Annotated in this window: 12 protein-coding genes; 4 read left to right on the top strand and 8 right to left on the bottom strand. The window is 67.3% G+C overall.

The window, feature by feature from the left end:
- Positions 1 to 52: 52 nt before the first annotated feature.
- Positions 53 to 1,681, bottom strand: a complete 1,629-nt coding sequence (locus BM430_RS07175; RefSeq protein ID WP_093566559.1) for a long-chain-fatty-acid--CoA ligase — start codon at positions 1,679 to 1,681, stop codon at positions 53 to 55.
- 414 nt (positions 1,682 to 2,095) lie between these two features.
- On the opposite strand from BM430_RS07175, the gene BM430_RS33845 reads away from it, so the two are divergent.
- The gene (locus tag BM430_RS33845; RefSeq protein ID WP_143131973.1) at positions 2,096 to 3,115 is read left to right on the top strand and encodes a hypothetical protein; all 1,020 of its coding nucleotides are present in this window, start codon (positions 2,096 to 2,098) and stop codon (positions 3,113 to 3,115) included.
- Between the two features lie 349 nt (positions 3,116 to 3,464).
- Positions 3,465 to 3,947: a MarR family winged helix-turn-helix transcriptional regulator gene (locus BM430_RS07170; protein ID WP_093566558.1), complete on the top strand. Its 483-nt coding sequence runs from the start codon at positions 3,465 to 3,467 to the stop codon at positions 3,945 to 3,947.
- A 17-nt stretch (positions 3,948 to 3,964) separates the two neighbouring features.
- Here the strand turns inward: BM430_RS07170 and BM430_RS07165 are convergent, their stop codons facing one another.
- Positions 3,965 to 4,501, bottom strand: coding sequence for a hypothetical protein (locus BM430_RS07165; protein ID WP_093566557.1), 537 nt, complete (start codon positions 4,499 to 4,501; stop codon positions 3,965 to 3,967).
- Between the two features lie 191 nt (positions 4,502 to 4,692).
- On the opposite strand from BM430_RS07165, the gene BM430_RS07160 reads away from it, so the two are divergent.
- Complete coding sequence (locus tag BM430_RS07160) at positions 4,693 to 6,075, top strand: aminotransferase (protein WP_093566556.1); 1,383 nt, start codon at positions 4,693 to 4,695, stop codon at positions 6,073 to 6,075.
- Positions 6,076 to 6,645: 570 nt separating this feature from the next.
- Positions 6,646 to 8,106 (top strand): methyl-accepting chemotaxis protein, encoded by a 1,461-nt coding sequence (locus tag BM430_RS07155; RefSeq protein WP_093566555.1) that lies wholly within the window; start codon positions 6,646 to 6,648, stop codon positions 8,104 to 8,106.
- A 232-nt stretch (positions 8,107 to 8,338) separates the two neighbouring features.
- On the opposite strand, the gene BM430_RS07150 is transcribed toward BM430_RS07155, so the two are convergent.
- From BM430_RS07150 to alaS, 6 genes are all read right to left on the bottom strand, one after another.
- Positions 8,339 to 9,871: an acyl-CoA carboxylase subunit beta gene (locus BM430_RS07150; protein ID WP_093566666.1), complete on the bottom strand. Its 1,533-nt coding sequence runs from the start codon at positions 9,869 to 9,871 to the stop codon at positions 8,339 to 8,341.
- Positions 9,872 to 10,114: 243 nt separating this feature from the next.
- A complete protein-coding gene (gene rfbA, locus BM430_RS07145; protein ID WP_093566554.1) occupies positions 10,115 to 11,005 on the bottom strand; it encodes a glucose-1-phosphate thymidylyltransferase RfbA in 891 nt (296 codons plus the stop codon).
- 14 nt (positions 11,006 to 11,019) lie between these two features.
- Positions 11,020 to 11,919: a dTDP-4-dehydrorhamnose reductase gene (gene rfbD / locus BM430_RS07140; protein ID WP_093566553.1), complete on the bottom strand. Its 900-nt coding sequence runs from the start codon at positions 11,917 to 11,919 to the stop codon at positions 11,020 to 11,022.
- Positions 11,920 to 11,923: 4 nt separating this feature from the next.
- Positions 11,924 to 12,976, bottom strand: coding sequence for a dTDP-glucose 4,6-dehydratase (rfbB, locus tag BM430_RS07135; RefSeq protein ID WP_093566552.1), 1,053 nt, complete (start codon positions 12,974 to 12,976; stop codon positions 11,924 to 11,926).
- Between the two features lie 108 nt (positions 12,977 to 13,084).
- On the bottom strand, positions 13,085 to 13,639 hold the full coding sequence (gene rfbC / locus BM430_RS07130) for a dTDP-4-dehydrorhamnose 3,5-epimerase (RefSeq protein WP_093566551.1): 555 nt from the start codon (positions 13,637 to 13,639) through the stop codon (positions 13,085 to 13,087).
- 424 nt (positions 13,640 to 14,063) lie between these two features.
- A complete protein-coding gene (alaS, locus tag BM430_RS07125; RefSeq protein WP_093566550.1) occupies positions 14,064 to 16,742 on the bottom strand; it encodes an alanine--tRNA ligase in 2,679 nt (892 codons plus the stop codon).
- Between the last annotated feature and the right edge of the window lie 45 nt (positions 16,743 to 16,787).

The following is a 16,787-nucleotide window of genomic DNA, read 5'->3' as shown; positions in this document are numbered from 1 at the left end:
GGATGCGCCGGCCCGCCGCGGGGCGGGCATCCGAAGACGCCCGCCCCGACGCTCACGCCGCCCCGGGCAGCCGGTAGTCGCGGAACTGGTCCCGGAGCGTCGTCTTCTGGATCTTGCCGGTGGCGGTGTGGGGGATCGCCTCCACCACCACCACGTCGTCGGGCATCCACCACTTGGCGATGCGCGGCGCCATGAAGGCCAGGATGTCGGCCTTGTCGGGGGTGCGGCCCTCCTTGGGCACCACGATCAGCAGCGGGCGCTCGTCCCATTTCGGGTGCTGCACGCCGATCACCGCCGCCTCCGCCACGTCCGGATGGCCGACCGCCAGGTTCTCGAGGTCGATCGAGGAGATCCACTCGCCGCCGGACTTGATCACGTCCTTCGAGCGGTCGGTGATCGCCATGTAGCCGTTCGGATCGATGGTGGCGACGTCGCCGGTGTCGAAGAAGCCGCGATCGTCGAGGATCGGCTCGTCCGAGCGGAAATAGGCCTTCGCCACCGCGAAGCCTGCGACCTTGAGCCGCCCGAAGGTGGTGCCGTCCCAGGGCAGGTCGCGGCCCGCGTCGTCGGTGAGCCGGAAGTCGACGCCGAACGGGGCGTAGCCCTGCTTCATCTTGAGGTCGAGGCGCTCCTCGCCCTCCAGATGGGCGACCTCGGGCTTGAGCGAGCAGTACGAGCCGATCGGGCTCATCTCGGTCATGCCCCAGGCGTGGTCGACGGTGACGCCGTAGTCGCGCTCGAAGCGCTCGGTCATCGCCCGCGGGCAGGCCGAGCCGCCGATCACCACGCGCTTGAGGTGGGTCAGGCGCTGGCCCGTCGCGTCGAGGTGCTGGAGCAGGCCGAGCCAGACGGTGGGCACCGCCGCCGTCACGGTGACGCCGGTGGTCTCCAGGATGTCGAGCACCGAGGCGCCGTCGAGCTTCGCCCCCGGCATGACCAGCCCGGCGCCGGACATCGGCGCCGCGAAGGCGAAGCCCCAGGCATTGGCGTGGAACATCGGCACCACCGGCATCGCCATGTCGGTGGGCTTCAGCGCGATGAAGGCCGGGTTGTTGACCATCAGCCCGAGCAGCACGTTCGAGCGGTGCGAGTAGAGCACGCCCTTCGGCAGGCCGGTGGTGCCCGAGGTGTAGCACAGGCCGGCGGCCGTATTCTCCTCGAAGGTGGCCCAGGCGAAGTCGTCGTCGGCCTCGGCCAGCCAGTCCTCGTAGGCGACGGCGTTGCGTAAGGCGGTCTGCGGCATGTGGGCGCCGTCGGTGAGGATCACGAAGCGCTCGACCGTCGGCAGCTTGTCCGCCAGCCGCTCGACCAGGGGCAGGAAGGTGAGGTCGAGGAGGAGGATCCGGTCCTCGGCGTGGTTGATGATGTAGGCGATCTGGTCCTCGAACAGCCGCGGGTTGACCGTGTGGTAGATCGCCCCGATGCCGGTGATGCCGTACCAGGCCTCCAGGTGGCGCCAGGTGTTCCAGGCGAGCGTCGCGATCCGGTCGCCGAGGCGGATGCCGTCGGCGGCGAGCCGCTTCGACAGGCGCAGGGAGCGCTGGCGGATGTCGGCATAGGTGGTCGTGTGCATCGGTCCCTCGACCGAGCGCGAGATGACCGGGCGGGCGCCGTGCTGGATCGCGGCGTAATCGATGATGCGGTGGATCAGCAGGGGCCAGTCCTGCATCAGGCCGAGCATGGCGTGTCGTCCTTCCCTTGGGCTTCCTCAGGGGAGCCGCGCTCGTCGTCGCGGCCCTCGTCGCCGGGGCCTCGCAGGACCACGGTCTCAAGGTCCTAGCTTACGGCAGTGATGGAAGGGCGGCTAGAGCGCGCTGGCCGGATCGGTGATCAATCGCCGGATCCCAGCAACCGGCGGTCATCGCGCGCTAGCAACGTCCTCGCTGCGGCGTCGCTTTAAATAAAGACAACTTATTTCAACGAAACTCATCAGTGCGCCCATGCGGGCCGACTTGTATTACTGCTTTACCAATCGACAATCCGGCACAGCACGCGCCAAATTGGAATTTTTGTGTTGCAGCAGCGCTACATCAAAAAATTCTGCCTAATGCATTATTAATCCGCATTAGAACAAAAGCTAACAAGGGCGCTTATAATGTCGATTCAGCATCTTTTATGTGCAATCGCCGTCATCGGCACGACAAGTGCATGCTCTCATTACCCGTTACCTCAAGATATTACAGGCGTCGATACGGATGACATAGTTGCGAATGTCAGATGTCAAGCTAGAAGCGCTGTTAGGCAAACAACTATTGAGGAATTTCGCTCATATGGCAACATACCAATAACCGCCAAATATACGGGGGTCGAACTTGCAGACGCTTTTGATCGCGATGACGTAAGATTTGGCAATTTCGATTTTAATTCAATTACTGAAAAAAAACTTATGGATAGGCTTCAATACTATAGATCAACGCAAGTTACATATGAATTCACGCTGAGAATGCAGGAGAATAATATACAAGGCGCCAATATTGGGCTAATAAATCAGTTTATTCGGCGTGCTGATACAATCAGCCTAGGTGGTGCAGCTGATAGAACGCGCGAAAATAGTCGCATATTCATATTACAGGACAGCTTTGAGACATTGGCTACAAAAATAAAAGCTCTATATTGCGATCCAAAGCCAGGAATTAATATTTTATATCCCGCTGTAGGAAGAATGCCAATTAGAGATCTTGTATCAACATACATAAAACTCAATCAATGGACTGAATTACGAGCGAAGACGGGCTCGGGGATTCAAGGAACCAAGACGGCGCCCGCCATCCGTGAAATGGCTGACACCATCACGTTCACGACAAAAATTTCAGGGAAGGCGAACGCTGGGATTGCATACAACCCTGTAGGACTTGGCTTTGGCGCAAGCAGCATCGGCTTCACGAACGAAAATTTCAGAGAAGATCAACATAAAGTAATTGTTACTTTAACAACAACTGACGTGACGCTTAAGGATGGAAACAGAAGAGCTATTCCACCGTCGGAAACAGCTCGCCTCTTGTCCGGCACACAATCAATTGAGGCAGCCAATGTTAGAAACGCGCAAAATAATATTGCTGATATTGCCCGCGAGCTAAATAAATCCAATACGCAAAGATTTATTCTAGGTTTTTAATATAAAAACATATAATTACACTGTCACAAAAATAAAACTGACAGCAAAAAGGAGTAGGAATTTGAAGATCCGACCGGTCGTCATACGACCGGAAGCGGCTGAGATGACTCTAGGAACCAACTTCGCCCGCTGAGTCGATCTCGGCATCAAACAAAGAGAGAGAGCGACCTCTCGCTCGTCTCATCACCGGTTTCACCAAGCTCTACTCGCAGCGCACGTGTGACCAATGCGCAAGGCTTTGAACCTGCACTGGCTAGGGACCCAAGTGGCGCAGCCCCGGTCGTCACCCTCTTTGCCTTATGATGGTGTAAGACGTAGCGTCGGGATGGTTCTGATGTAAACTATCCCGATGACCGCATCCTCGCGCCCCCACCGAGCGGCTGGGGCAGACGCCCCGGCCGAGGCCGACCCGCTGCGGGTCTGGTTCCGCTTCATCCGCCTGCACCGGCGCGTCTCGGCCGCGGTGGCGGCGGAGCTCAAGGCCGTCGGGCTGTCGATTCCGCAATTCGACGTGCTCTCGACCCTGTCCGAGCGCGAGGGCCTGACCCAGCAGGACCTGGCCGAGCGGCTCTACGTCACCAAGGGCAACGTCTCGGGGCTGATCGACCGCCTGGTCGAGGCGGGTCTCGTCGAGCGCCGCCCGATCCCCGGCGACCGGCGCTCCCACGCCCTGCACCTGACCGAGGCCGGGCTGGCGCTCGCCCGCACCGGCATCGCGGCCCAGCAATCCTACGTCACCCGGACCCTAGGCCGCCTGCCCCCCGGCGACGTCGCCGAACTGGAACGGGTGGTGCTGGCCTGGCGCGACGCCGCCCGGGCCGACGGGGGCTGACCCCGCGTCGGGGCGCCTCACGTCACCGTCCGCTTCTCCACCTCGATGACGACCCCGTTCGGCGTCATCCGCTCGCGGGAGAACAGCCGGTCGCCGGGCAGGAAGACGCCGAGCGGCTCGTCCCGGTCCGGCAGCACCACGGTGGCGCTGTAATTGACGAAGACCAGGACGTGCCGGCCCTGCGCCAGGGAGGCGGCCGCCCAGCGCTTGAGCTGGCCGTAATAGGGCTCCCGCCGCCAGACGGCCGGCTGGCTCGGATCGACCTGGACGTGCAGGAAGCGCGTTGTCGGGTCGAGGCTCAGCACCATCTTGGCCTTGTCGGGCTTCCATTCCGGACCGAGCCAGGCCTCCGTCATCCAGAGGCAGAAGAAGGCGCGGCAATGGCCGGGCCGGGTCTCGTGGATGCCGCAGCCGCGGCCGGGCTTGGCGTGGCGGCACCACTCCCCCGCCACGCTCTCCACCGCCGGCACGTCGTAGACCTTGCAGCACAGGGTACAGGCGCCGCAGGCCCGGCCGGGCGCGGGCGTCGAGACGATTTGGGCGGGGTCGAGCATGCGCGTCGGTCTGACCAGGAATGTGCGGGCGGCCCGCGAGAGCGGCCCGGGTTGTGCGTCGGCATCGCGCCGCTAGTGTGACGGCGCAAGCGAATTCTGCTCCGCCGCGACAGGGCTCGGTCCGAGCCCGGATCTGAGGCGGCGCCGGCACCGTCCGGCGCTTCCTCGCGACAAGGAAAGTGACAGAGACGATGCTCTCGAACCTCGCCACCCGCGACGTCGAAACCCTGATCCACCCCTACACCAATCTCGCGGCCTTCCGGCAGACCGGGCCGCTGGTGCTGGAGCGCGGCCACGGCGTCTGGGTCTACGACACCGACGGACGGCCCTATCTCGAGGGCATGGCGGGCCTGTGGTGCACCGCGCTCGGCTATTCCAACGAGGAGCTGGTGGAGGCCGCCCGCGAGCAGATGTCGCGGCTGCCCTTCACCCACCTGTTCTCCGGCCGCAGCCACGACCCGGCGATCGAGCTCGCCGAGACCCTGAAGGAACTGGCCCCGATCCCGGTCTCGAAGGTGTTCTTCACCTCCTCGGGCTCGGAGGCCAACGACACACAGGTCAAGCTGACCTGGTACCTCAACAACGCGCTTGGCCGGCCGCAGAAGAAGAAGATCATCGGGCGGCACAAGGGCTATCACGGCGTCACGGTGGCATCGGCCTCGCTCACCGGGCTGACCGCCAACCACGCCGACTGGGACCTCCCGCTGCCGGGCTTCCTGCACGCCGCCTGCCCGCACCACTACCGCGGGGCCCATGACGGCGAGAGCGAGGAGGCCTACTCGGCGCGCCTGGCGAGCGAGCTCGAGGAGATGATCCTGCGCGAGGGCCCGGAGACCGTGGCGGCCTTCATCGCCGAGCCGGTCATGGGCGCCGGCGGCGCCATCGTGCCGCCCAAGGGCTATTTCGCCGCGATCGAGCCGGTGCTCGCCCGCTACGACGTGCGCCTGATCGCCGACGAGGTGATCTGCGGCTTCGGCCGGCTCGGGACCTGGTTCGGCTCCGAGGCCATGGGCATGAAGCCCCACAGCCTGTCCTTCGCCAAGGCGCTCACCTCGGCCTACATGCCGCTCGGCGGCGTCACCGTCGACGAGACTCTGTACCAGGCGATGCAGGACCAGAGCCGCAAGATCGGCACTTTCGGCCACGGCACCACCTATTCGGGTCACCCGGTGGCGAGCGCGGTGGCCTTGAAGACCATCGAGATCTACCGGCGCGACAAGATCATCGAGGGCGCGGCCGAGAAGGCGCCGCACTTCCAGCGCCGCCTGTCGGCCCTGGAGGAGCACCCGCTCGTCGGCGAGGCGAAGGGCCTCGGCCTGATCGGCGGCCTCGAGATCGTCGCCGACAAGGCGACGAAGCGCCAGTACGACCCGAAGGCCGGCGTCGCCGCCCGCTGCGTCGCCTTCGCGCAGGAGGAGGGTCTGATCGTGCGCTTCCTCACAGGCGACCGCGTCGCGGTCTGCCCGCCCCTGGTGATCCGCCCGGACGAGATCGACACCCTGTTCGACCGGCTCGGCACCGCCCTCGACCGCACCCAGGCCTGGATCCGCGAGCAGGGCCTGACGGCCGTCTGATACGCTTTCCGGAAGATTCCTTCCGGAAAGCGTATCGCGAGCCCGCGCGGCGACTGAGCGAAGCCGATTTCCGCATCGCGAAGCGATCAATCGGAAATCGTATGACACGCTTTCCGGACGGTCGGTTCGGACATCGTATCACCAGCCCGCGCGGTGGAGCCTCCGGCTCCACACGCGTGAGCGAGGCCGATTTCCGCATCGCGAAACCGATTGCGCAGCAATCGCCGAGCGATCAGTCGGACATCGCATGACGAGCCGGACCGGCGGCGGGAGACGATCCCCCGACCGTCCGGCCTCCCTCCGGCGAGGCCGGTCTTCGCTCCAGGCGCGTGTGACGTTACAGTTAACCGGTGGCCGGCGGATCGCCGCGCCGCAAACCCTGCGGCAGTATCGCCGCACGATGTCGGCGGAACTTTTTCCTGAAATGTCCGGGCGTTACGCGCGCCGCGCGATGACCGCGCCACCGGTCCGCGCGCCACTAGGAATAAATCCAAAACTGTCCTTTTAAGGCTAACTTAAGCCTTCCCGTCCAGATTTTGAGTGATTTTTGATCCCAGCCAAGAGTGCGGCATGTTCCGGAAGCAACGTGAGACGGTGTCCGACGCGACGTTGGCCGCATTCGACAAGTCTCTGGCCATCATCGAGTTCGATCTCGACGGCACGGTCATCAAGGCCAATGCCAACTTCCTGAGCCTGCTCGACTATCGGCTCGAGGAGATCGTCGGGCAGCATCACCGGATGTTCGTCGATCCGGAGGCCGCCGCCGCGCCGGACTACGCCGAGTTCTGGGCGAAGCTGCGTAGCGGTCAGTTCTTCGCCGACGAGTTCCTGCGCTTCGGCAAGAACCGCAAGCGCATCTGGCTCGAGGCGACCTACAACCCGGTCCTCGACGCCGCCGGCAAGCCGGTCAAGGTGGTCAAGCTCGCCGCCGACATCACCAAGAAGAAGAACGAGATCAGCCGCCTGCTGACGATGATCGAGGGCATGCCGGTGGCGGTGATGACCGCCGACCCGCACAACGAATTCCGCATCGACTACATGAACGAGGCCTCGCGCCGCACGCTCGGCCCGCTGGGGCAGTACCTGCCGGTCTCGACCGACCTGATGGTCGGCACCTCGATCGACGTGTTCCACAAGGACCCCTCGCACCAGCGCCGGATGCTGAAGGATGCGAGCCGGCTGCCGCACCGGACCAAGATCAAGCTCGGGCCGGAAACGCTCGACCTCCAGGTCTCGGCGATCATGGGGCCGGACGGCACCTATCTCGGACCGATGCTGACCTGGGCGGTGGTGACCGCACAGGTGAACATGGCCTCCGACGTGTCGCAGGTGGTGAGCGCCATGGGGGCGGCCGTCGAGGAGATGCAGCGTTCCGCCGCCGGCCTCGGCCACTCGGCCGATGAGGCCCGCGAGCGCGCCGCCACGGTGGCGGCGGGCTCCGAGGAGATGACCGCCTCGATCCAGGAGATCTCGAACCAGGTCGGGCGGGTCTCCGAGCGGGCCCAGCAGATCGCCGCCCAGGCCGAGGCGACCGACGCCACGGTGCGCACCCTCTCGACCAAGGCGCGCGAGGTCGATTCGGTCGTCGGCATGATCTCGACCATCGCCGACCAGACCAACCTGCTCGCGCTCAACGCCACGATCGAGGCGGCCCGCGCCGGCGCGGCGGGGCGCGGCTTCGCGGTGGTCGCGGCGGAGGTCAAGGAGCTCGCCGGCCAGACCGCCAAGGCGACCGGCGAGATCACCCAGCGCATCGGCGACATCCAGGGCGCGACCGGCGAGGCGGTGGCGGCGATCGCCACCATCACCAACGCGGTGGCGGAGCTGTCGCGGCTGACGCTCGCCATCGCCAGCGCCGTCGAGGAGCAGGCGGCCACGACGCAGGAGGTCTCGACCAACATCGTGGCGGTCTCGAACGCCGCGAGCGCCACCGGCCGGATCGCGGAATCTGTCCGGATGGTGTCGGAGAGCCTGGCCGGCCATTCGGGCGGGCTGACGGGCAGCGTCGAGAAGTTCCTGAAGACCGGCTGACGCCGAAAAGAGAACGCGGGAGAGAGAGCAACCCGCTCGACAACACGCGATGTCATCCCGGGGCTCGCCGAAGGCGAGAACCCGGGATCCATAACCGCTGACGACGCAGGATGGAGCGGAGCACGCTCCGACTTCTTCCCGGAACTCGGCGGTTGCGGATCCCGGGATCCGCTTTCGCGGCCCCGGGATGACGTCGGCGGGTATCAAGTCCGTCGAGGAACCGGGGAACTCCTCACAGCGGGATGTTGTCGTGCTTCTTCCAGGGCTGCTCGCTCTCTTTGGTGCGGAGCATGGCGAGCGCCCGGGCGATCCGCCGGCGCGTCGAGTGCGGCATGATCACCTCGTCGATATAGCCGCGCTCGGCCGCCACGAAGGGCGACATGAAGCGCTCCTCGTACTCGGCCGTGCGGGCCGCGATCTTGTCCGGATCGCCGAGATCCTGGCGGAAGATGATCTCCACCGCGCCCTTGGCGCCCATCACGGCGATCTGCGCCGTCGGCCAGGCGTAGTTCACGTCGCCGCCGACATGCTTCGAGGCCATCACGTCGTAGGCGCCGCCGAAGGCCTTGCGGGTGATGACGGTGACGAGCGGCACCGTCGCCTGGCTGTAGGCGAAGAGGAGCTTGGCGCCGTGCTTGATCAGCCCGCCATATTCCTGCGCGGTGCCCGGCAGGAAGCCCGGCACGTCGACGAAGGTGACGATCGGGATCGAGAAGGCGTCGCAGAAGCGCACGAAGCGGGCGGCCTTGCGCGAGGCGTCCGAGTCGAGCACGCCGGCGAGCACCATCGGCTGGTTCGCCACGAAGCCGACGGTGCGGCCCTCGATCCGGCCGAAGCCCGTGATGATGTTGCGGGCGTAGGCCGATTGGATCTCGAAGAAGTCGCCCTCGTCGACCACCCGCCGGATCAGCTCGCCCATGTCGTAGGGCTTGTTCGGGTTGTCGGGGATCAGGGTGTCGAGGCTGCGGTCGAGGCGCGAGGGATCGTCGAAGCTCTCGAGTTCCGGCACGCCGGCCTGGTTGTTCGCCGGCAGGAAGTCCATCAGGCGCCGGATCTGCAGCAGCGCCTCGACGTCGTTCTCGTAGGAGCCGTCGGCGATCGAGGATTTCGAGGTGTGGACCTTGGCGCCGCCGAGCTCTTCGGCCGTCACCACCTCGTTGGTCACGGTCTTGACCACGTCCGGGCCGGTCACGAACATGTAGCTCGTGTCGCGCACCATGAAGATGAAGTCGGTCATCGCCGGCGAGTAGACGTCGCCGCCGGCGCAGGGCCCCATGATCACCGAGATCTGCGGGATCACGCCGGACGCCGTGACGTTGCGCTTGAACACCTCGCCGTAGCCGCCGAGCGCCGCGACGCCCTCCTGGATGCGGGCGCCGCCGGCATCGAACAGGCCGATGATCGGGGCGCGCATCTTGAGCGCCATGTCCTGGACCTTGATGATCTTCTGGGCGTGCGCCTCCGAGAGCGAACCGCCGAAGACCGTGAAGTCCTTGGAGAACACGAAGACGGCGCGGCCGTTGATGGTACCCCAGCCGGTGATGACGCCGTCGCCCGGGATCTTCTGCTTCTCCATCCCGAAATCGATCGAGCGGTGCTGCACGAACATGTCGAACTCCTCGAACGACCCGGAGTCGAGGAGGAGCTCGATGCGCTCGCGCGCGGTGAGCTTGCCGCGCTTGTGCTGCGCCGCGACCCGGCTCTCGCCGCCGCCGACCCGCGCCTGCGCGCGCCGCTGGTCGAGCCGATCGAGAATGTCCTTCATGCTGTCGCCCATTCCTGAAGAAGAGTCGCGCGCCCGCCGGAGAGGCTGCCGACGTGGGGACTTGCCCCGCGTCAGACTTGGCAGTGAAGCGGCCTTAGCACGCGCCGGGGCGCGGCGAAAACACGGTCTTTTCGGGCGAGGCGCAGGTCTCGCACAGGCTTTCGCCGGGCCGGAACGGACGAGGGCCGCGCCCTCCCCTCGCGGGGGTGGCGCGGCCCTCGATCCGGTAATCGACGTTTCGGATCAGGAGAGACCCTGGCCCGGCTCCTCCTCGCGGGCGAGGCGCAGCAGGCTCTGGCCGTAATTGGTCTTGGCGAAGAGCTGGCCGCGGGCCACCACCTGCTCGCGGGTGATGAAGCCCTGCAGGTAGGCGATCTCCTCCAGGCAGGCGACCTGCATGCCCTGGCGGTGCTGGATGACGCGCACGAACTCGCCCGCTTCGAGCAGGTTGTCGTGGGTCCCGGTGTCGAGCCAGGCATAGCCGCGCGACATGCACTCGACGTGGAGCTGGCCGCGGTCGAGATAGGCCTGGTTGACGTCGGTGATCTCGAGTTCGCCGCGGGGCGAGGGCTTCACCGCCGCCGCGATGTCCAGCACCTGGTTGTCGTAGAAGTAGAGGCCGGTCACCGCCCAGGGCGATTCCGGGTTCTTCGGCTTCTCGACGAGCTTGGTGGCCCGGCCCTGCTTGTCGAGGGTGACGACGCCGTAGGCCTCCGGCTGGTCGACGTGGTAGGCGAACACCGTCGCGCCGGTCTCGCGCTCGCGGGCCTTGGCGAGCAGCTGGCGCATGCCGGCGCCGAAGAACAGGTTGTCGCCGAGCACCAGCGCGACCGAATCGTCGCCGACGAACTCGCGTCCGATGACGAAGGCCTGGGCCAGGCCCTCGGGCTTCGGCTGCAGCGCGTAGGACATATTGATGCCGAACTGCTCGCCGGTGCCGAACAGGCGCTTGTAGTTGTCGATGTGCTCCGGCGACGAGATCAGCAGGATGTCGCGGATGCCGGCCAGCATCAGCACCGAGACCGGATAGTAGATCATCGGCTTGTCGTAGACCGGCAGCAGCTGCTTGTTGATCGCCAGCGTCGCCGGGTGCAGCCGCGTGCCGGATCCGCCGGCGAGCACGATGCCCTTCATGGTATGGTTCTCCTTCAGGCGCGGTTCGCCGCGGGACCGATCAGCTGGTCCAGGATGTCGTCGAGGGCTTCGCCCCACGGCCGGGGCACGAGGCCGAAGGCGCGGGTCAGGGTCTGCGTCGAGAGCTCGGAATTGGCCGGCCGGGTGACCGGGGTCTTGAACGCCGTGCTGGGGATCGGCTCGACCGGCACCGCGCGGGCCCCGCGCGCCGCCGCACCGGCCATGATGGCCTTCGCGAAGTCGTACCAGGTCGTCGCCCCGGCATTGACGCAGTGATAGGTGCCGGCGGGCGCCGCCGCGTCCTCGGCGAAGCGCAGGGCGATGACGCCGAGCGCGGCCGCGAGGTCGCCGGCCGAGGTCGGGCAGCCGCGCTGGTCGTCGACCACCGTCAGCTTGTCGCGCTCGGCGCAGAGCCGCAGCATCGTCTTGACGAAGTTCGCCCGGTGCGGGCTCACCACCCAGGCCGTGCGCACCACCGCGTGGCGCGGGTTGCCGGTGCGCACCGCCATCTCGCCGGCCGCCTTGCTGGCGCCGTAGACGCTCACCGGGCTCACGGGGGCGTCGGCGGCGTAGGCGCCTTTCCCCGAGCCGTCGAACACGTAGTCGGTCGAGACGTGGATGAGGGGGATGCCGGCCCTGGCCGTCTCGGCTGCGAGGTAGGCGGGAGCGAGGGCGTTGAGCCGCCAGGCCGCCGCGACGTCGCTCTCGGCCTTGTCGACCGCCGTGTAGGCGGCGGTGTTGATCACGGCCGCGTAAGCGCGCTCGGCGACGGCGCGGGCGACCGCCGCCTCGTCGGTGATGTCGAGGGCCTCCCGGGTCGGGGCGTGAATCACCACGTCCTCCCCGAAGGATTGCCGCTGCAGCTCGGTGCCGACCTGGCCGCCGCCGCCGAGGACGAGGATCTCCCGCGTCATGATCTCACTCCGCCGAGAGGCCGAGGCGCTCGCCGGAATAGCGGCCCTCGCGGATCGGGCGCCACCAGGACTCGTTGTCGAGGTACCAGCGCACGGTGTCCTCGAGCGCCTGCTCGAAGGTGCGGGAGGGCTTGTAGCCGACCTCGGCCTCGGCCTTGCTCGGGTCGATGGCGTAGCGCCGGTCGTGGCCCGGACGGTCGGTGACGAACTGGATCAGGCGCTCGTGCGGGCCGGCCTCGGGGCGGAGCCGGTCGAAGATCGCGCAGAGCGTCTTCACCACGTCGAGGTTGTTGCGCACCGAGCGGCCGCCCAGCAGGTAGGTCTCGCCGATCCGGCCCTTCTCCAGCACCGCGACGAGGCCGCGGGCGTGGTCCTCGACGTGGATCCAGTCGCGCTCGTTCTGGCCGTCGCCGTAGACGGGGAGGTTCTTTCCCTCCAGCGCGTTGAGGATCATCAGCGGGATCAGCTTCTCGGGGAAGTGCCGCGGCCCGTAATTGTTCGAGCAGTTGGTCACCAGCACCGGCAGGCCGTAGGTCTCGTGCCAGGCCCGCGCCAGGTGGTCGGAGGCCGCCTTCGAGGCCGAGTAGGGCGAGCGCGGGTCGTAGCGGCTGTCCTCGGTGAAGAAGCCGCCCGGGGGCAGCGAGCCGTAGACTTCGTCGGTCGAGACGTGGAGGAAGCGGAAGGCGTCGCGCTCCGCGCCGTCCAGGGTGTTGTAGTAGGCGCGGGCCGCCTCCAGCATCACCTGGGTGCCGACGACGTTGGTGCGGATGAAGGCGCCCGGGCCGGTGATCGAACGGTCGACGTGGCTCTCGGCGGCGAGATGCATCACGGCCTGGGGCCGGAACTCCGAGAAGAGGCGCGAGACCGTCTCGTGGTCGCAGATGTCTCCTTCCGCGAAGCGGTGCCGGTTGTCGCCCTTGAGGGGCATCAGCGAGATCGGGTTCGCCGCGTAGGTGAGCGCGTCGAGGGTCAGGACCTCGTGGCCGAGGTCCTGGACGAGGTGCAGGACCAGGGCCGAGCCGATGAAGCCGCAGCCGCCCGTGACGAGGATGCGCATGGGGTGGGTGATCTCCTGGAAAGCCGTGTCGCTTGAGCCGGCGCGGGGAAACGAGACAAGCCGACTCGCCTTCTGATTGTAATCGATCGCCGCCGGAACGGCAGGAGCTCAGAACAGCGGGGGCAGGTCGGCGAAGCGGGGCGCGACCTTGTCCTTGGCCGAGAGCTGGGCCTCGGCCTCGCTCACCGGCCAGTCGATGCCGAGATCCGGATCGTTCCAGAGCAGGGCGCCGTCGTGCTCGGGGCTGTAGACGCCGCCGGCGACCTTGTAGGCGACCATCGTGTCCGGCTCGAGGGTGCAGAAGCCGTGACCGAAGCCGATCGGCACGTAGAGCTGGTGGCCGCTCGCGGCGTCGAGGCGGGCGGCGACGTGCTGGCCGTAGGTGGGTGAATCCCGGCGCAGGTCGACCACGACATCGAGGATCGCGCCCGAGAGCGCCCGGATCAGCTTGGCCTGGGCGAAGGGATGGCGCTGGAAGTGCAGGCCGCGGACGGTGCCCTGTTGCGCCGAGAAGGACTGGTTGTCCTGGATGAAGTGGTCCTCGATCCCGTGCGCCGCCAGGATGTCGGCCCGGTAGGTCTCCGAGAACCAGCCGCGCGCATCGCCGTGGCGCTTCGGGATCACGAGCTTCACCGCCGGGATCGCCTGATCGATGACCTGCATTCCTGACCACCTTCCGAAATCGCACGGCCTGGCGAATGCCGGGGCTCATGCGCCACAATCATGGCATCACCGCGTCGGCCGGCCCTGCCAGGGGCGTAGTCCCGCAGCCTCTACTTCGATAGGGCGAGATGAGCAAGGTCGGCTGCCGGCGACCGGGGCCAACCGCAAGAGGCGACACTGCATCCCGGCCGGCGCGCCGCGCGCAGAGCCGGCTCTCGGCGGAGCGCCATTGCGGGATCATCGCGGCAATATTTGCGATGGCGGCGCGTGGCGCTCGTTGAACAGAAGGATATGGCCGCAGCCGGGCGATCCCGCCCAGCCGCGTCCGCACCGTCCGCGCCGCGCGAGGCGGCCTGTAGCCCTAGAGCATCACGCGTGACGCTTCGATGTCGGCCACCGGCCGCCCTCGCGGCGCATGTCCGCCTCAGGCAGCCGCGAGGGCCGCCGTGATCGCCTCCAGGGCCGCCTCGGCCGCCGCGCCGTCCGGACCGCCGGCCTGAGCCATGTCGCGGCGTCCGCCGCCGCCCTTGCCGCCGAGCCGCTCCGATCCCGCCCGCACCAGGGCGACGGCGTCGAAGCGGCCGGTCAGGTCCTCGGTCACCCCGACGACGAGGCCGGCCTTGCCGTCCGGCGCCACGCCGACGATCGCCACGATCCCGGAGCCGAGCCGCTTCTTGCCCTCGTCGGCCAGGCTCTTGAGGTCGCGCATCTCGACCCCCTGCACGACGCGTGCCATCAGCTTGGTGCCGGCGACGTCCCGCACGGCGTCCTCGCCCCCGCTGCCGCCCCCGCCCATGGCGAGCTTGCGGCGCGCATCGGAGAGTTCGCGCTCCATCCGGCGGCGCTCGTCGAGGAGGCCCGCCAGACGCTCGGGCGCCTCGGCGACCGACGCCTTGAGCAGGCCCGCCAGCGCCGCGAGCTGGCGGCTCTCGCCGGCGAGGTGGCGGCGGGCGGCGTCGCCGGTCATCGCCTCGATCCGGCGCACACCGGCGCCGACGGCGCTCTCGGCGAGGATCGTCACGAGGCCGATATCGCCGGTGCGCCCGACATGGGTACCGCCGCACAATTCGATCGAGAAGGTCTTGGCCCGGCCGTCGGGGGCCTGATCGCGGCCCATCGAGACGACCCGCACCTCCTCGCCGTACTTCTCGCCGAACAGCGCGCGGGCGCCCGACGCGATGGCGTCGTCGACCGCCATCAGCTTTGTCACCACCGGCTCGTTCTGGAGCAGCACGCGGTTGGCAATCTCCTCGACCTTCGTCAGCTCGTCGGCCTCGATCGGCTTCGGGTGGCTGATGTCGAAGCGCAGGCGCTCGGGGGCGACGAGCGAGCCCTTCTGGGCGACGTGGTCGCCGAGCACCTGGCGCAGCGCCTCGTGCAGCAGGTGGGTGGCGGAGTGGTTGGCGCGGATCGCGGAGCGGCGGGCGTGATCCACCTTCAGCTCGACCGCCTGGCCGAGGCTCAAGGATCCCTCCTCCACCGCGACGTGGTGGACGAAGAGGTCGCCGAGCTTCTTCTCGGTCGCGGTGACGCGGACCTTGAGACCAGAACCATTGGAGGATTGGCCGGTGATCGTGCCGGTATCGCCGACCTGGCCGCCGGACTCGCCGTAGAACGGCGTCTGGGTGACGACGAGAAGGCCCTCCTCGCCGGCCGCGATGCCCTCGACCTCGGCGCCGCCGCGCACCAGCGCGGTGACGACCGCCTCGGCCTCCTCGGTGTCGTAGCCGAGGAACTCGGTGGCGCCGGTGCGCTCGCGCAACGCGTACCACAGGGTCTCGGTCGCGGCCTCGCCGGAGCCCGACCAGGCCGCGCGCGCCGCGGCGCGCTGGCGCCCCATCGCGGCCGAGAAGCCGTCGGTGTCGACGGTGATGCCGCGGGACTTCAGTGCGTCCTGCGTCAGGTCGAGGGGGAAGCCGTAGGTGTCGTAGAGGGTGAAGGCGGTCTCGCCCGACAGGCTCTGGCCCTCCGAGAGGTCGCGAGTCTCGGCGTCGAGGATCGACAGGCCGCGCTCCAGGGTACGGCGGAAGCGCGTCTCCTCCAGCCGCAGGGTCTCGGCGATCAGGCTCTCGGCCCGCGCGAGCTCGGGATAGGCCTGGCCCATCTCGCGCACCAGCGTCGGCACCAGGCGGTACATCATCGGGTCGCGGGAGCCGAGGAGCTGGGCGTGGCGCATGGCGCGGCGCATGATCCGGCGCAGGACGTAGCCGCGGCCCTCGTTGCTCGGCAGCACCCCGTCGGCGACGAGGAAGGACGAGGCGCGCAGGTGGTCGGCGATCACCCGGTAGGACGCCGTCTGCTTGCCCTCGGGCGCCCGCCCGACCTGATGCGCCACGGCGTCGATGAGGCTGCGGAACAGGTCGGTGTCGTAGTTGCTCTTCACGCCCTGGAGGATCGCCGCCATGCGCTCGAGGCCCATGCCGGTATCGATCGAGGGCCGCGGCAGGTCGACCCGGTTGCCCGGCTCGATCTGCTCGTACTGCATGAACACGAGGTTCCAGAATTCGAGGAAGCGGTCGCCGTCCTCCTCCGGGCTGCCGGGCGGGCCGCCCCACAGCTCCGGGCCCTGGTCGATGAAGATCTCCGAGCACGGCCCGCAGGGGCCGGTATCGCCCATCTGCCAGAAATTGTCGGAGGTGCCGATGCGGATGATGCGGTCGTCGGAGAAGCCGGCGATCTTGCGCCACAGGGTGGCGGCGTCCTCGTCGTCGGCATAGACCGTGACCAGGAGCTTCTCGGGCGACAGCCCGAATTCCTTGGTGACGAGGTTCCAGGCCAGCTCGATCGCCAGCGGCTTGAAATAGTCGCCGAACGAGAAGTTGCCCAGCATCTCGAAGAAGGTGTGGTGGCGCGCGGTGTACCCGACATTGTCGAGATCGTTGTGCTTGCCGCCGGCGCGGACGCATTTTTGGGCCGTGACGGCGCGCTGATAGGGCCGCTTCTCGACGCCGGTGAAGACGTTCTTGAACTGCACCATGCCGGCGTTGGTGAACATCAACGTCGGATCATTGCGCGGCACCAGCGGCGAGGACGGCACCGCTTCGTGGCCGTGCTTGGCGAAGTAGTCCAGGAAGGTGGACCGGATCTCGTTGACGCCACTCATGGGAAGAATCGTCTCTGCGGAAGGCGGGCCGGGCGGGCTCAGGAC

The organism is Methylobacterium sp. 174MFSha1.1, assembly GCF_900116815.1.
In the GTDB taxonomy this organism is placed as follows: Bacteria; Pseudomonadota; Alphaproteobacteria; order Rhizobiales; family Beijerinckiaceae; genus Methylobacterium.
Note: the sequence above shows the minus strand (reverse complement) of the source record. Positions and strands in the feature narration are given on the sequence as shown.

What these genes read in the sequence shown, in the direction of transcription:
- BM430_RS07175 (WP_093566559.1), bottom strand. Translation starts at nt 1,681, where the DNA reads ATGCTCGGCCTGATGCAGGACTGGCCCCTGCTGATCCACCGCATCATC.
- BM430_RS33845 (WP_143131973.1), top strand. Translation starts at nt 2,096, where the DNA reads ATGTCGATTCAGCATCTTTTATGTGCAATCGCCGTCATCGGCACGACA.
- BM430_RS07170 (WP_093566558.1), top strand. Translation starts at nt 3,465, where the DNA reads ATGACCGCATCCTCGCGCCCCCACCGAGCGGCTGGGGCAGACGCCCCG.
- BM430_RS07165 (WP_093566557.1), bottom strand. Translation starts at nt 4,501, where the DNA reads ATGCTCGACCCCGCCCAAATCGTCTCGACGCCCGCGCCCGGCCGGGCC.
- BM430_RS07160 (WP_093566556.1), top strand. Translation starts at nt 4,693, where the DNA reads ATGCTCTCGAACCTCGCCACCCGCGACGTCGAAACCCTGATCCACCCC.
- BM430_RS07155 (WP_093566555.1), top strand. Translation starts at nt 6,646, where the DNA reads ATGTTCCGGAAGCAACGTGAGACGGTGTCCGACGCGACGTTGGCCGCA.
- BM430_RS07150 (WP_093566666.1), bottom strand. Translation starts at nt 9,871, where the DNA reads ATGAAGGACATTCTCGATCGGCTCGACCAGCGGCGCGCGCAGGCGCGG.
- rfbA (WP_093566554.1), bottom strand. Translation starts at nt 11,005, where the DNA reads ATGAAGGGCATCGTGCTCGCCGGCGGATCCGGCACGCGGCTGCACCCG.
- rfbD (WP_093566553.1), bottom strand. Translation starts at nt 11,919, where the DNA reads ATGACGCGGGAGATCCTCGTCCTCGGCGGCGGCGGCCAGGTCGGCACC.
- rfbB (WP_093566552.1), bottom strand. Translation starts at nt 12,976, where the DNA reads ATGCGCATCCTCGTCACGGGCGGCTGCGGCTTCATCGGCTCGGCCCTG.
- rfbC (WP_093566551.1), bottom strand. Translation starts at nt 13,639, where the DNA reads ATGCAGGTCATCGATCAGGCGATCCCGGCGGTGAAGCTCGTGATCCCG.
- alaS (WP_093566550.1), bottom strand. Translation starts at nt 16,742, where the DNA reads ATGAGTGGCGTCAACGAGATCCGGTCCACCTTCCTGGACTACTTCGCC.